The sequence below is a fragment of the Treponema sp. C6A8 genome (assembly GCF_000619925.1).
Taxonomy (GTDB): Bacteria; Spirochaetota; Spirochaetia; order Treponematales; family Treponemataceae; genus Treponema_D.
The window spans coordinates 12,239-27,673 of the sequence record NZ_JHVB01000007.1 but is presented as its reverse complement, the minus strand read 5'-3'; the positions used below and the strand labels follow the sequence as shown (position 1 = coordinate 27,673).

Sequence of the window (15,435 nt, the reverse complement as noted above, 5' to 3'; positions counted from 1 at the left end):
TTTAGTATAACGTTATACCACGTTATATGTTTTGTCAAGAAAGCTGTATAGCTTATCCAAAAATAATCAATGTTCAGCAGAATTTTCTAGCGCTTGAATTTTTCCATTACCTTATCAATTTCAGGTTTAAGATTCAAGAAAATTGCAACAACAGCAGGATCAAAATGTTCTCCGGCACCCTCTTCAAGGATTCTATAGGCAGTTTCCTTATCGTAAGGCTCTTTGTAGCAGCGGCGCGATACAAGGGCATCAAAAACATCGGCAACAGCCATGATGCGCGCGCTTAGAGGAATTGTATCGCCCTTCAATCCAAAAGGATATCCGGTTCCATTCCATTTTTCGTGGTGATATGTTGCTACGTCGGCAGCTACCTTAATAAAGGCTTTGTCATCACTCATGGCAAAAACTTCTTTTATGACACGACCGCCCTCTTTTGCGTGCATTTTCATCAAATTAAATTCATCTTCAGTAAGTTTTCCAGGCTTTTTCAAAATTACATCTGAAACGACAATCTTTCCAACATCATGAAGAGGAGCCGCACGTTTAATGTAATCAACAAAAGTTTCGTTTATTTCTTCTTTGAAAAGCCCCCTTTCCAAGGCACTACGGGAAATCAAATCAACATAGGCAGAAGTTCTCTGAATATGCTCACCTGTATCAAAATCACGGTTATCAACAAGGTTTGCAAGACTGCTGATAACATAGCTCTGGATTTTCAAAAGCTTTTCAGTTTTTGCCTGGGCTTCTGCTGTCTTTACATCAACCTGAGTCTGCAGCTTCTTTTCTACAAGGTAAACAAGGTAAGCGTACATCAAAAGACCGACAATATTTACAACAGTATCAGAAGCAATATTTACAGTTTTGATTACAGTAAAGGCAGTTTTAGAAAGGTGATATCGCGGCTCAATTTTAGGCGCAATTACTTCAAGAAAGGTAAAAAGTCCTGATGAAAAAAGTCCATAAAAAATTGACTGCTTAAAATGACCACGGAAAGTCAAAAGCGGAACAATACCAACAAGGAAAATGAAAAAGTGGAAGGATGCCATTCCACCAAGGAAATAGTCGGCCAATAACTGATGAACGACAACTTCTATATAGAAGAAAATATACTGAATTACAAAGGATTTTTTTGAAAGTACCAGAATTGAAAGAACTGTGAATAATGAAACACTGTATATATTATAGAAGAACATAGGGTAAATTTTCATTACCCCGAATACAATTAGAAATGAAACATGATAAATAAGGGCAAAATATACAGCTATTATCTGGAAGATTTTTGCGTATTTAAAATCGAGAAGGATTTCACGTATTTTCTGGATTAATGGCATATGAAAGTTTTTACTCCGTTAATATCATTTAAAAGGATAACACAGTTTTGTATAAAATCAATTAATATCCTTCAAAATTATACATTTTTAGTGATAGTAATACTATCACTAATCCTTAAACTATTGTAATATAAAGATATGAGTACATTTGAAATTAAAGATACATTTTTATTAGACGGTAAACCTTTCCAGATTATTTCTGGTTCAATTCATTACTTCCGCGTTGTTCCTGAATACTGGCAGGACAGACTTGAAAAACTTAAGAATATGGGCTGTAACACAGTTGAAACATATATTCCGTGGAATATTACAGAACCTAAAAAAGGCGAATTCTGCTTTGACGGCCTCTGCGATTTTGAAAAATTCCTTGACCTTGCCCAGAAGCTGGGGCTTTACGCTATCGTACGCCCTTCTCCATATATCTGTGCAGAATGGGAACTTGGCGGCCTTCCTTCCTGGCTGCTTGCCGTTCCTGGACTTGAGCCACGCTGTAAAAATGAGCCTTATTATCAGAATGTACGCGATTATTACAAAGTACTTATGCCTCGCCTTGTTAACCATCAGATTGATAAGGGCGGAAACATCATTTTGATGCAGATAGAAAACGAATACGGCTACTATGGAAAAGACATGAGCTATATGAAGTTTCTTGCAGACCTTATGCGAGAAGGCGGAATTACAGTTCCATTTGTAACAAGCGATGGCCCTTGGGGAAAAATGTTCATCAACGGTCAGTGTGACGGCGTCCTTCCAACAGGAAACTTCGGCTCACACGCCCGCCCGCTTTTTGCAAACATGAAACGCATGATGAAAAAGACTGGAAACCGCGGTCCGCTTATGTGCATGGAATTCTGGATCGGCTGGTTTGATGCCTGGGGAAACAAAGAGCACAAAACTTCTAAAATCAAGCGCAACATCAAAGATTTGAACTACATACTCAAAAAAGGAAACGTAAATTTCTACATGTTCCACGGTGGCACAAACTTCGGCTTTATGAACGGCTCGAACTATTTTGCAAAACTTACTCCAGACACAACAAGTTACGACTACGATGCTCCACTTTCTGAAGACGGAAAAATTACGGAAAAATACCGAGTTTTCCAGGATATTATCAGAAAATACCGTGACTTTGAAGAGATTCCACTTTCTACAAAGATTGAACAGAAGGCTTACGGTGTCGTAAAAGCTCAAAAAGTTGTTAAATTGTTTGATATTTTAGACACTTTAGCAGACTCAAAGCACTTTTCTGGCGAAAAATTACCTGGTATGGAAGCCTGCGGACAGGATTACGGCTATATTCTCTATAAAACAAAGGCTGATGCAGCCTCCTCTGTACTTAAAATTGAAGATGGCCAGGACAGAATTCACGAATTCAAAAACGGAGAACTCATGACTATCCTTTTTGACAAGGAAACTTCAAAAACTCTTGATTTGCCTCTTGCAGCCGGTGACGAACTTACCCTTCTTGTAGAAAACCTTGGCCGCGTTAATTTTGCAAGCAAAATTCCTTTCCAGCGCAAGGGTATCAGAGGAAAAGTTCTTGCTGATGAAAAAGCCCTTACCGACTGGACTTACTACAACCTGAATCTAGATAAAGCCCAGCTTGCAAAAATTGACTGGACTAAAGCTGAGGACGGTATCGCAGGCATGGACAAAGCCGCTACTCCAACCTTCAGCCGATTCTACCTTGTGGTAGATAAAGCCTGCGACACCTATCTGGACTTTACCGGCTGGGGCAAAGGCTGTATCTTCCTGAACGGTTTTAATCTTGGCCGCTTCTGGGAAATCGGACCGCAGAAAAGACTGTACGTTCCTGCTCCTCTCCTCAAGGAAGGCGAAAATGAAATCATCATTTTTGAAACTGACGGAAAAAGAGCTGACAGCATAGAATTTTTTGCCGAGCACAAGTTGTACTAAGTTTTCTTTGTCATATGAAAATTCTAATGCTATAATTTTCATATGACTATAGAAGAACAACGCTTAAATGATACTCTTTATGTAAAAGTTATAGGTAAACTCGATACAAATACCTCTCCGGATCTTGAAAACTTCCTTAACAAACATTTTCTGAATGTAAACATTAATCTGGTTCATAACCTGATTCTTGACCTTTCAGAAGTTCCTTATATTTCCAGTGCAGGTCTTCGCGTAGTTATTTATGTCTACAAAACTACTCTTGCAAAAGCTGACAAGGGGCTTACTTTTGAAATCCGTAATCCAAGTGATTTCTGCATGCAGGTTTTTGAAACAATAGGCGCAACGGCATTCTTAAAAATTACAGTATAAGTGGGGTCAAAAAATGATTCACATAAAAGGCGGTCAATTTAATATGGGCTCACAGAAAACTTCAATTTGCAAAGTCGGTATCTTTGACTTTTTTATGGCAGAAGTTCCCGTTACACAGGCCTTATACAAAAAAATAATGAATTACAATCCTTCAAAAATTAAGGGAGATGACCATCCGGTTGAATCTGTTTCCTGGTACGATGCAATTATTTTCTGCAATGCACTTAGCGACGCATACAAACTGACTCCATGTTATTCTGTCAAAGGAAACACAAAGCTTGCTACTATAGAAGATAAAAGCCCTTTATGGAATGATTTAGTATGTAATTTCAAGGGACCTGGCTTCAGACTTCCTACCGAAGCAGAATGGGAATACGCTGCACAGGCTGGAAATGCATTTTTATATTCCGGCAGCGATAATATTGACGAAGTTGCCTGGTACGGCGAAAACAGCGAAATTTCAACTCATGATGTTGGAAAGAAAAAACCTAACGCATTGGGTTTATTTGATATGTCAGGCAATGTTGAAGAATGGTGCTGGGACTGGTTTGGCCCTCTACCTGGAGGAAATAACCTTGCACCTACAGGTCCTGCAAAAGGAAGTTCAAAAGTAAAACGCGGCGGCTGCTGGCTTGATGATGCTGTCTTATGCACCACAGCAGCAAGATCTTCTACTCCGCCAACAGGAAAAGCTGGAACTCTGGGATTCAGAATTTGCAGAAGCACGGTGTAAAGAACCTGGCAGGATTTTAATGCCACGCTCCCACCTCAGGAGGATTTTATGAGTTTTCAAAAAACGATTAACCGCTCTGATATGCTGAACTGCCTTTTATGCAGTAATCCTCCCTGTTCTGAAGTCTGCAAACAAGGAATTGACCCGGGGAAACTTTTACGAAGCATCTGGTTTGAAAATGAAGAATACGCCTCTTTGACTCTGCCAGAGAAAAATCCATGTTCCGGCTGCTCTGCTCCCTGTGAAATCTCCTGCATAAAAAACGGACAAGTAAAGATTACACAGCTGATTAAACAGCTTTACTATGTACGCTCACTTCCCCACGATCTTGAAGACGTAAACTCGGTAGATTTTTCCTGTCTTAAAAGTGACATATGCGGAATTCCAATTGAAAACCCTTTTCTTCTATCTTCTTCTGTTGTTGCAAGTACTTATGATATGTGCGCCCGCGCTTTTGAGGCTGGCTGGGCTGGAGTCTGTTTCAAGACAATCTGCAACTTCCCTATCCATGAGTGTTCTCCGCGTTTTTCTTCTCTTGAAGGCGACAACAATTCTTTTATCGGATTCAAAAATATTGAGCAGCTTTCTGATCACAGCGTAGAAGAAAATATGGAAATCTTCCGCCATTTAAAAGAAAAATACCCTTCAAAATTCATTCTGGCTTCAATTATGGGACAAAACGAAGAAGAATGGGGAACGCTATCTAAAAAATGTGAGGAAGCTGGCGCCGATGCCATTGAACTTAATTTTTCCTGCCCAAATATGGCTGACGAAGGACTGGGCTCTGATATAGGACAGGTCCCTGAACTTGTAGAATCTTTTACACGGGCGGCAAAATCGGCATGTAAAATACCAGTCATTGCAAAACTTACTCCCAATGTTGCAAATATGAGTCCGGCTGCCGAGGCGGCAAAAAAAGGCGGCGCAGACGGAATTTCTGCAATCAATACAATAAAAAGCGTAACAGGCGTAAATCTGCACACCTACGTAAGCGCCCCTTCCGTTCACGGAAAATCGGCGCTGGGCGGTTACAGCGGCACAGCAGTAAAACCAATCGCCCTCCGCTTTATTGCAGAGCTTGGACTGAATAAGAATCTTAACAATCTTCACATTGCTGGCATGGGTGGAATTGAAAACTGGACGGATGCAGCAGAGTTTATTCTGCTCGGTGCAGGCTCCCTCCAGATTACAACTGCCGTTATGAAATACGGCTACAGAATTATTGAAGATTTAAAATCCGGACTTGCCCTATACATGAATCAAAAAGGTTTTAAGTCTATTTCAGAAATGAAGGGACTTTCGCTTGATTCCTTCTATTTAAATACAGACAGTTTGGAAAGAGATTCGATAGTATATCCAAAATTCAACAGACAAAAATGCGTCGGCTGCGGACGCTGTACTATTTCCTGCTCGGACGGCGGACATCAGGCACTTGAACTTACTTCAGAAAGGAAGATCAATATGGATCCGAAAAAATGTGTCGGCTGTCACCTTTGTATTCTTGTCTGCCCTCAAAAAGCAATTAGTCCTGGCGGAAAACGAGTTTTTCGTGCATTATAGAAAATCCGTGTTATAATTTAGGGTATGAGACGACGGAAAATTCCGATTATTACAAAAAAAATTGTTTCAAGCGTTATTATAACCGGTTTTTTACTTTGTACCGTTATTTCAATTGCCGGCTACTGGAGTTTTACGACTCAATTCAAAAATCAGTATGACACGTCTGTTCTCTCCATCTGCGCAACAGTTCGGGAAAACCTGAATGCAGAAAAACTGATCTATTACGGAAGGCAGAAAACCCCTGATGCTGAATACGAAGCAACAAGAGAAGTTCTTCAGGACTTTGTTGATAAATTTGATTTAAATCTTCTTTATGTTTCCATTGTTGAACCGCCAGAGTATTCTCATATCACTTATGTTTTTAACCCAGTGAAAAAAGGCGGTAAATGGAAGGAATTTCCTATTGGATATGAAGAAGATTACAAAAACGAGCAGTATAGCGCTTCCATTAAACGTGTTTACGAAAACGGAGAAATGCTTGTTCGCCACACATTTAATACACGCAGCGGATCCCACATCACTGCAAATGTTCCGGTTTACGACAAGAGCGGAACTGTAATTGCGGTTGTCGGAACTCAAAAACCTGTTCAGGAATTTGTAAATGCCCGCCATTCATATCTTAAATTAATTCTTATAGCAGAAATAATTTTTGCCGTTGCATTTATCTTTGTGTTCGGTTCTTATTTTAATACAAACTTTATCAGCCCGGTAATGATGATTACCCGCGAAACTGACCATTTTGCATCATGGGGCGGCGAACCATCAGATAATCTTCTGCACATCAAGAATCGGGATGAACTTGGTATTCTTGCCCATTCGGTTCACCAGATGGAAAATGACGTTTGCCGAAATATCAAGGAACTCACAAAAGTTACCGCCGAAAAAGAGCGAATCAGCACGGAATTAAACCTGGCAGCAAAAATCCAGCTGGATGCCCTTCCAAGCGGATATCCGCCATTCCCTGACCGAAAAGATTTTGACCTTTTTGCTACAATGACCCCTGCCAAGGAGGTAGGCGGCGACCTTTACGATTATATGCTTCTGGATGACGACCACATTATGCTTGTGGTAGGCGATGTTTCTGGAAAAGGAGTTCCTGCCGCCCTCTTCATGATGACTGCAAAAACCCTTATTTCTTCATACGCCGAGCAAGGTCTTTCTCCAAAAGAAATATTTGAACGCACAAACAATCAGCTTTGCAAGGGCAACGAAGAAAACCTCTTTGTAACCTGCTGGCTTGGAATTCTTACCTTCAGCACTGGTGAACTTAAATATGTAAATGCAGGTCACCCTTTCCCGGTAATCTACCAGAAGGAAAACTTTTCTTTCCTTTCAGAAAAACCGAACTTTGTACTTGGCGGAATGTCAGGACTTCCATATCAGGAGCACTCGGTAAAGCTGACCGCCGGAGACCGAATTTTTGTTTATACAGACGGTGTTACCGAAGCAACAGACAGCAAGAACAGGCTGTTTGGCGACAATCGTCTTCTTTCAGCAGTTCAGGGCACTCAGAATATGAATGCGCCGGACACGCTGACACACATAAAGAATAAAATTGATGAGTTTGTAGGGGAAACTGACCAGTTTGATGACATCACAATGCTGCAGTTTATTATGAAAAATGATAGCGCCAAAGGCGCGGAGGAGTAGGAAGTGCTTAACGTAAAAGCTGAAACACAAATGCTGGATACAGTCCAGGACTTTATCCACGAAAGTCTTGAAAAAGCCGGAATTGATGCAGATATAAAGGCGCTCACACAGTTAGATGTTGCCGTAGAAGAAGTCTTCGTAAACATTGCAAATTACGCCTATACTCCTGATAAAGGAGATGCAATTATAGAAGCTGAAATTTCAGACGGCGCTCTGCTCACTTTACGTTTTATTGACAGCGGAAAAGCTTTTGACCCTCTTGCAGCAGAAGATCCTGATGTTACTTTGAGCGCTGAAGAACGCGGAATTGGTGGACTTGGCATCTTCCTTACAAAAAAATTTATGGATTCAGTCGAGTACGAACGCAAAGACGGGAAAAATATCCTTACAATGACTAAAAAGTTCTAATTTGCTATACTTTTCTCTATTATGGAAAATAGAGAAAACTTTAAATCACGAATTGGATTTATTATGACTTCTGCAGGCTGCGCAATCGGCCTTGGAAACGTATGGCGTTTCCCTTTCATTACAGGGCAGTATGGCGGAGCAGCCTTTGTTCTTTTTTATATTTTGTTTTTAATTATACTCGGCGCACCTATTATGGTAGCCGAATTTGCTGTTGGTCGTGCAAGCGGAAAAAGTCCTACCCGTTCATTTCACACACTTGAACCAGAAAATACAAAATGGCATCTTTTAGGATATTTTGCACTCGCCGGAAACTATCTTCTTATGATGTTCTACACAAGTGTAGCCGGCTGGATGTTCGCTTATATCTTCAAAAGCGCCAACGGTGTATTCTCAGGAAAAGATTCTTCACAGATTGCATCGGTATTTATCGATTTACTTGCCAATCCGGTTGAACAGATAGAGTGGATGTTAGTAGTCGTTGTAATTGGTTTTGCAATCTGCCGCCATGGTCTTAAAAACGGTGTTGAAAAAGTTTCAACAATCATCATGACAAGCCTTCTTGGACTTATGTTGATTCTTGTTATCCGCGCACTTACACTGCCTGGAGCTTCAAAAGGTCTTGCTTTCTATTTAAAACCAGATTTTTCTAAAATAGTTGAATACGGAATCGGTGAAGTTATTTTTGCCGCAATGGGCCAGGCCTTCTTTACTCTTTCCCTCGGAATCGGTGCCCTTTCAATTTTTGGTTCTTATATTGGAAAGGAAAAAGCCCTTATGGGAGAAGCCCTCAATGTTATAGCGCTTGATACTTTTGTAGCACTTATGGCAGGCTTTATCATCTTCCCGACATGTTTTGCTTATGATGTAAATCCGGGTCAGGGACCAGGACTTATTTTTATCACACTTCCAAATATTTTTAATTCTATGTCCTTAAGCCGTCTTTGGGGAACAATTTTCTTCCTCTTTATGTCTTTTGCTGCCCTTACTACTGTAATTGCAGTTTTTGAAAACATAATTGCTTCTACAATGGAGCTTTTTAGCTGGGGACGCAATAAAGCCGTAATGATTAACGTAATTGGAGTTGCGCTTCTTTCTCTGCCTTGTGTACTGGGCTTTAATGTATTGAGCGGTCTTTCAATTCCAAAAATCGGAAACATCCAGGATTTGGAGGATTTCATTGTTTCTAACAATCTTCTTCCTCTTGGTTCTTTACTCTATCTTGTTTTCTGTACTTCGCATTTTGGCTGGGGCTATAATAATTTCATAGAAGAAGCAAACACTGGAAACGGAATTAAGTTCCCTAAAAAGCTCAAATTCTACTTTACAAGAATTCTTCCTGTTATAATTCTGATAATCTGGTTTGCAGGTTATATTCAGAAATTCTTTCTTAATCCACAGCATTAAGGAATAAGCAATGGAAAAACTGGATGTTAAACTGATTGCACTTGATTTAGACGATACTCTTTTAAACGATGAACGTCAGATTACTGACGAAACTGTGCTTGCTATCCGTGAATGTGCAGAAAAAGGCATTTACGTCGTTTTGTGTTCCGGCCGCGCCGAAGAAGCAATTCTTCCTTATGTACGCCGTCTGGAAATTGCAGGAAAAGAAACCGGCCGCTATCTTATTGCAATTAATGGCTGCAGCATTTTTGACCTTCATAAAAGAGAACAGATTTTTTGCCGTAAGGTAGAACCTGAAATTCTGCTTCGCGCAAATCAGATTGCAGAAGAATACGGACTCAGATCTGAAGTTTATACCCCAGACATCATTTACTACCGTGAAGAAACAAAATGGACAAAGCTTGATGTTGATTTGTGCGGCTTAAAAGGGATAGAGGTAGAAAACTTTGAGGAGTTCTTGAAAAAAGGCTTTACAAAGATGCTGATTCCTGGAGAACCATCAGAACTTTTAAAGCTTCAGGATATTTTACGCAAAGAGTTTGGTAAGCGGGCTGTTATCTTTATCAGTAAACCTTACTTTCTTGAAATTCTGCCACCAGAATGCGGAAAAGGAGAAGCAATCTCCTGGCTTTCAAAAAATCTTGGTTTTGGAATTGAAAAAACGATGGGCTTTGGCGACAGCATGAACGATGAAAGCATGATAAGAATGTGCGGTTATGGCGTTGCTATGTGTAACGGACTTGATGAAATCAAAAAAATTGCAAAATTCGTAACCAAAAAAGATAATAATAACGACGGCATTGCAGATTTTTTAAGAGAAGTCGTATTATAATAAATAGAATATGACTAAAGAAAAAAACTATAATAAAACACTTATCGCCTGTTATATGGGATTCATTACCCAGGCAATTGCGGCAAATTTTTCGCCGCTTTTGTTTTTAACTTTTCACAAGACATACAATATAGCACTTGGAAAAATTGCGCTGATTCCTGCTGTATTTTTTATGACACAATTGATTGTAGATATTATCTGCGCTCAGGTTGTTGATAAAATCGGATACAGAAAATGCGTTGTAGCTTCGGAAGTTTCTTCTGCGGCAGGTCTTGTAATGCTGGCATTTTTGCCGGATTTGTTCCGGAATTCATTTATCGGAATTATAATCTGCGTTGTAGTTTATGCAATCGGAAGCGGCTTGATAGAAGTTTTGGTAAGCCCGATTGTTGAAGCATGCCCATTCGAACATAAAGAAGCTGCGATGAGCCTTTTGCATTCATTTTATTGCTGGGGTTCTGTAAGCGTAATTGTACTTTCTACATTATTCTTTAAATTTGCAGGTATTCATAACTGGAAACTGCTGGCATGTCTTTGGGCAATTGTTCCCCTTATAAACATCTTTAATTTTGCTACCTGCCCTATTGAACATCCGACTGGCGGAGAAAAAGGAATGAAGATTACAGAACTCTTCAGACTTCCGCTTTTTTATCTTGCAGTAATTCTTATGGTTTGCGCAGGAGCTTCTGAACTTTCCATGGCACAGTGGGCATCTGCTTTTGCAGAAAGCGCTTTAGGTCTTTCTAAAACTGCGGGCGACCTTGCAGGCCCATGTCTTTTTGCCATTACAATGGGAACTGCGAGAGCAATTTATGGAAAATTCGGTGACCGTATAAACCTTATGCACTTTATGATTGCTTCCGGCTTACTCTGCCTTATAAGCTATCTGCTTGCATCTATGTCACCCAACTCTCTTATGAGTCTTTTGGGTTGTGTTATCTGTGGATTTTCTGTCGGCATTATGTGGCCGGGCACAATAAGTGTATGCGCTCCTAAAATTCCGAGGGGCGGTACAGCCTTTTTTGCAATGCTTGCGATGGCAGGTGATCTGGGTGGTTCTGCGGGACCAGCACTTGTAGGAAACATCAGTCAGGCTGCAGGAGACAATTTGCAGCGGGGACTTATGGCAGGAGGGATATTCCCTGTAGTTATGATTGCCACTCTCCTACTTTTGGGCTTCATTTCAAAAAAAAAAATAACAACAAAGAGTAAAAAATGAAAAAAGTCTTTTAATTACAATATTTACATTTTTAATTAAAAATCCCAAAAAGAAAACTAAAATTAAAACGATTATAAACGGTGGCATATTTCCCCCTCCTATAGAGATTTTTAATGATTTCTCGTTATCCGGTCAATACCAAATAGTTTTAATTTTAGTTTTGTTAATACGGGGGATTTATTCCATACAGCTTTACTTTGCGGGATTACTTGCTTTTGAAAATTAGACCAAAAACAGCCCTCACCACCGGACCTGCAACAAGCAGCTGCCAGAAAGCGGCCATCGGATAATTGAAAGCTGTAGTCTGAAGCCAGATGGAAATCATCTCTTTCTGAAAGCCACCCTTAAAAAGAATTGTTGCCGCAAGACTCATAAGCGGGCACATCAACCAAACAGAGCAGATTGAAATTGAAAGAATGATAAACACCGGATTCGTCTCTCCCAGATTGAACTTTGAAAAAGTGATTTTCTTGGCAATCGGTCCAACAATAACAAAATCAAGCATAAAAGCTATCGGCATCATGATTGGAAGTTCATGGAAGGCAAGCAGAAAAACTGAATTAGAAAGTCCTCCCATCGCAAGTGCAATGTTGTAGCAAACCATTGCATAAACCATAACAAATACCATCAGAATGGTAAAAAGAATTTCCTGTCCCAAAGATTTTGGCATACGAAACTCCATAAAAATGTAATTGTGATTGCATTAAACTACGCAAAGACCTTGCGCATGAGCATAGAAGATTGCGGCAAAACCGCTCTTAATAAGATTAGGCAATCTTTTGAAAAGTGTGATTATAATATCAAAATAAGAAACTTTGTGTAATAGAATTTTAATTTTTTTCTAATACCGCCACATAATACTCATTTTAATCGTTTCATGATAAAATACATCTCATGGCAAGTATTTTGATTAAAGACACAACCCGTGAACAGCGAGAGCAGATTGTCCGCGAATCTTTGGGTGATGATTACGACGTAGGCTGCGGTTATGAATCCACAGGCATCAACTATCAGCTCTATATTGACGGCATAAAAGAACTCCGCGAGCTCAACATGGAAGCCAACTGCGGCTTTGAAGTAGCACATCCGGAAGAAAGAAAATCGGGCTGTAATATGATGTAGAATAAGAAAAACTCAGGAATTCTTGGCGATATATTCCAGGAATTCCGGGGTTTTGGACCAGTATTTTATCCCCCAGTTCAATTTTGTTTCCAAAGCTATAATAGCTGCAGGGCTCGTGATGAATCTGCTTGACTACAAAATTTTTACCGTCTTTCTGGGCAAGATATGAATAACCGCCCTTCCCGTGTCCCAAAAGCTTTATGATTTTGTAAGTATTCTGATTTACTGAAACTTCTTCATTACACTGAAACATTTTTCCACCTTCTTAAATCAAGTAACTTCGTGCAGCCACTTTCCGCTTAGAATTCTGATAACTCCGATAATCGCCTTTACAATTGATTCGCTTGAAAGGAATAAGAATATCATTGGAGCGGGAAGATGAAGCACAAAAGCAGCTACATATCCCAAAGGAATTGCAACACACCATAAAACAATCAGCTCTCCAGCCGCAGAAAAAACAGTATCTCCACCGGCTCGGCAGACACCGACAATCCAGTCCATGCAGAAAGAATTGAAAGGATAAATCAAAATCAAAAGCATGAGAATCTGACTTGCCATCTTAATTATTTGTGGTTCAACATTGAAAAGGAATGGCAGTAATTTTGAAAGCGGGAGCAAGAAGAGCCCGACAACTGCGCCAATCAAAGGCATAAACCACATTGAGCGCAGGGCATATGCACGGGCTTCATCCAGTTTTCTTTCGCCGATTCGTTTTCCAATCAGGACGCCCATTCCGTTTCCAAAGCCCATACAGAATACCCAGGTCAGCTGACTGATAGTGCTGGTGATACTGTAGGCTGTAAAAGCATCTGTTCCTGCGCGAGCATAGATTCCGTTATAAACAGAGGTTCCAAGTCCCCAGAAGCTTTCATTGATGATAACAGGGAAGGCAATCTTTATATATTTGAAGATAAAAGACCAGTCAAAGCTTAAAAGTTCACGAAGCTTACCGCTGATTTCATATTTATGAGAATAAGACCAGCTTACAAGAATTATAAGTTCAACAAGACGGGCAAAAACTGTTGCGAGTGCGGCTCCCTTTACCCCCAGGCGGGCAATAAAAATCAAAAGATAATTTGCGCCTGCGTTTGTAAACAGGGAAACCGAAGTACAAACAAGCGGGAGTTTTACACGCTCCGTGCTTCTCATTGCCAGCGTAATTGAAAAACTGATTGCCGTAGGAATGTAAGACAGACAGGCCAATCGCAGGTACTCGCCGCCAACTTTTACAACCGCAGGATCCGGTGAATAAATTCCAATCAATTTATATGGAAGAAAAATACCAAGAATAGTAAAAACAAAAGCGGCAAAGAGCGCTATCAAGGTCATCAAACCTAAAGACTTTCTGATTCCGTTAATATCTTTCTTTCCCCAGAACTGAGCGATAAAAACTCCGCCACCAGAAGTGATTCCAAAAAGAATCATAGTGAGGATAAAAAAGATTTGATTGCCCAGGCCCACTGCTGCAATTTCAACACTTCCAAGCCGCCCGATCATAACAGTGTCGAGCATGTTTACAAAGTTCTGCAAAAGAGCCTGAAGAGAAATTGGGATTGCGATTGCTACCAGCGACGAGTAAAAGCCTTTAAGTCTCATACCGCAATATTATGAAGAGAATTAGAAAAAATCAATTATTTCTTTGGAAAGACCGCCGGCAATTGAGTCAAACAGATTATACAATATATGATATAATGCGAATATGAAAATCCATTTTTTAAAGACCGAATGGAGTGATATTATCATTCTTCAAAATAAAGAAGAAATAGCCTTTATTGATACAGGTTTTGAAGAACAATTTGAGCAGATTTGCGAATATATTAACTCTAATTTTCCTGCACCTGTAAAAATAAAGTTCATTCTTAACACTCATTTTCACAGAGATCATTACGGTTGTATTTCAAAACTGACAGAAACTTTTGATGTTGAAAAGGTTTACTTGAAAGAATACTCCGGTCTGGATTGTACAACCGCCTGGGGAACTCCTGCAGATGATGAATATCGCCATTCTGAAATGGAAAAATACCAGAAATTAAAAGCAGAGCTTGAAGAAAAAAACAAATACGTTTCTGTAGAAGGTGTTGAAACAATTAATTTTGGAGAAGCTGTCATTCGTCTTTATAATACAGAAAATGTTATCCGTAAAATTTATGAAGATGAGTCAACCCCTGAAACTTATCACAAAATAATGTTCAGTGAAAATACAAACAGTCTTGCCACATTTCTGGAGATAGACGGACATACAGTTTTCTTTGGTGGAGACTGTAATGATTTACCTCAGCCTCATCCTTTAGCAGATAAAATACTTTATAAAACTGCAAAAAGTATTAACAAGAAGATTGATGTATATAAGGTTCCTCACCATGGAACCAGATACTCTGGGCTTCCGGAAACACTTGAAATTTTTAAACCTAAGATGGCTATATTCACAAATAGCGAAGAATATGTTTTAAAAGAAAGTGATGCACTAACAAATCTGAAAACTGCCAATCCTAAGGTAAAAATATTATGGACAAATAACAGCTCTCAGATTATTGATACAGACAAACTTGGAATCAGTGAAGAAGATAGAATAATAAGTTTTGGTGCAGTTGTACTTGCAGGTCTTATCATTGGGCTAATTTATCTTAGAAATATTTCATCGTTTATTGCCTATTTGATTCTCATGCCATTATATCTTCTATTATTTTTTGTTCCACCAATCTGTTTCATTGTCATTCCTATATATATCCTTATTGGAGTCAGTATATATAAATGGTTTAAAAAAGGAAAAATTCTGTGGCTGATTATAAATGCCCTAACTTTCATTCCTGCGTTTGTTTACCTGCTTCAGGGTATAGATTGCAGTATGGGTATTTAATATCACCCGGTTAATATTTCTAATATGAGGTAT

The 15,435-nt window shown here is 39.5% G+C and carries 14 protein-coding genes; 11 read left to right on the top strand and 3 right to left on the bottom strand.

Annotated features, from left to right (window positions below; all coding sequences use genetic code 11):
* Positions 1 to 86: 86 nt before the first annotated feature.
* Positions 87 to 1,331, bottom strand: coding sequence for an HD-GYP domain-containing protein (locus T530_RS14755; RefSeq protein WP_051537882.1), 1,245 nt, complete (start codon positions 1,329 to 1,331; stop codon positions 87 to 89).
* Between the two features lie 138 nt (positions 1,332 to 1,469).
* Between T530_RS14755 and T530_RS0107005 the strand changes: the two genes are divergently transcribed.
* The 9 genes from T530_RS0107005 to T530_RS0106965 are packed head-to-tail and all read left to right on the top strand — an operon-like array spanning position 1,470 to position 11,423.
* Positions 1,470 to 3,248, top strand: coding sequence for a beta-galactosidase family protein (locus tag T530_RS0107005; protein WP_027728397.1), 1,779 nt, complete (start codon positions 1,470 to 1,472; stop codon positions 3,246 to 3,248).
* Between the two features lie 42 nt (positions 3,249 to 3,290).
* Positions 3,291 to 3,617, top strand: a complete 327-nt coding sequence (locus T530_RS14750) for an STAS domain-containing protein (RefSeq protein ID WP_027728396.1) — start codon at positions 3,291 to 3,293, stop codon at positions 3,615 to 3,617.
* A gap of 13 nt (positions 3,618 to 3,630) precedes the next feature.
* Positions 3,631 to 4,350, top strand: a complete 720-nt coding sequence (locus T530_RS13825; RefSeq protein WP_081773690.1) for a formylglycine-generating enzyme family protein — start codon at positions 3,631 to 3,633, stop codon at positions 4,348 to 4,350.
* A 48-nt stretch (positions 4,351 to 4,398) separates the two neighbouring features.
* A complete protein-coding gene (gene preA, locus T530_RS0106990; protein WP_027728395.1) occupies positions 4,399 to 5,910 on the top strand; it encodes an NAD-dependent dihydropyrimidine dehydrogenase subunit PreA in 1,512 nt (503 codons plus the stop codon).
* A 24-nt stretch (positions 5,911 to 5,934) separates the two neighbouring features.
* A complete protein-coding gene (locus tag T530_RS14745) occupies positions 5,935 to 7,560 on the top strand; it encodes a SpoIIE family protein phosphatase (RefSeq protein ID WP_051537880.1) in 1,626 nt (541 codons plus the stop codon).
* A 3-nt stretch (positions 7,561 to 7,563) separates the two neighbouring features.
* Positions 7,564 to 7,968 carry an ATP-binding protein gene (locus T530_RS0106980; RefSeq protein ID WP_027728394.1) on the top strand — a complete coding sequence of 135 codons (405 nt, stop codon included), beginning with the start codon at positions 7,564 to 7,566 and terminating at the stop codon, positions 7,966 to 7,968.
* A 21-nt stretch (positions 7,969 to 7,989) separates the two neighbouring features.
* Positions 7,990 to 9,372 carry a sodium-dependent transporter gene (locus T530_RS0106975; protein ID WP_027728393.1) on the top strand — a complete coding sequence of 461 codons (1,383 nt, stop codon included), beginning with the start codon at positions 7,990 to 7,992 and terminating at the stop codon, positions 9,370 to 9,372.
* Between the two features lie 10 nt (positions 9,373 to 9,382).
* Positions 9,383 to 10,204 carry a Cof-type HAD-IIB family hydrolase gene (locus tag T530_RS0106970; protein WP_027728392.1) on the top strand — a complete coding sequence of 274 codons (822 nt, stop codon included), beginning with the start codon at positions 9,383 to 9,385 and terminating at the stop codon, positions 10,202 to 10,204.
* A gap of 10 nt (positions 10,205 to 10,214) precedes the next feature.
* The gene (locus T530_RS0106965; protein WP_027728391.1) at positions 10,215 to 11,423 is read left to right on the top strand and encodes a sugar MFS transporter; all 1,209 of its coding nucleotides are present in this window, start codon (positions 10,215 to 10,217) and stop codon (positions 11,421 to 11,423) included.
* A 205-nt stretch (positions 11,424 to 11,628) separates the two neighbouring features.
* Here the strand turns inward: T530_RS0106965 and T530_RS0106960 are convergent, their stop codons facing one another.
* Positions 11,629 to 12,093, bottom strand: coding sequence for a DUF2798 domain-containing protein (locus T530_RS0106960; protein WP_027728390.1), 465 nt, complete (start codon positions 12,091 to 12,093; stop codon positions 11,629 to 11,631).
* Positions 12,094 to 12,317: 224 nt separating this feature from the next.
* Between T530_RS0106960 and T530_RS0106955 the strand changes: the two genes are divergently transcribed.
* Positions 12,318 to 12,545: a hypothetical protein gene (locus tag T530_RS0106955; RefSeq protein WP_027728389.1), complete on the top strand. Its 228-nt coding sequence runs from the start codon at positions 12,318 to 12,320 to the stop codon at positions 12,543 to 12,545.
* Positions 12,546 to 12,815: 270 nt separating this feature from the next.
* On the opposite strand, the gene T530_RS0106950 is transcribed toward T530_RS0106955, so the two are convergent.
* A complete protein-coding gene (locus tag T530_RS0106950) occupies positions 12,816 to 14,141 on the bottom strand; it encodes an MATE family efflux transporter (protein WP_027728388.1) in 1,326 nt (441 codons plus the stop codon).
* Positions 14,142 to 14,244: 103 nt separating this feature from the next.
* Here T530_RS0106950 and T530_RS0106945 point away from each other — a divergent pair, with 103 nt between their 5' ends.
* The gene (locus T530_RS0106945; RefSeq protein ID WP_027728387.1) at positions 14,245 to 15,402 is read left to right on the top strand and encodes an MBL fold metallo-hydrolase; all 1,158 of its coding nucleotides are present in this window, start codon (positions 14,245 to 14,247) and stop codon (positions 15,400 to 15,402) included.
* Positions 15,403 to 15,435: the final 33 nt, after the last annotated feature.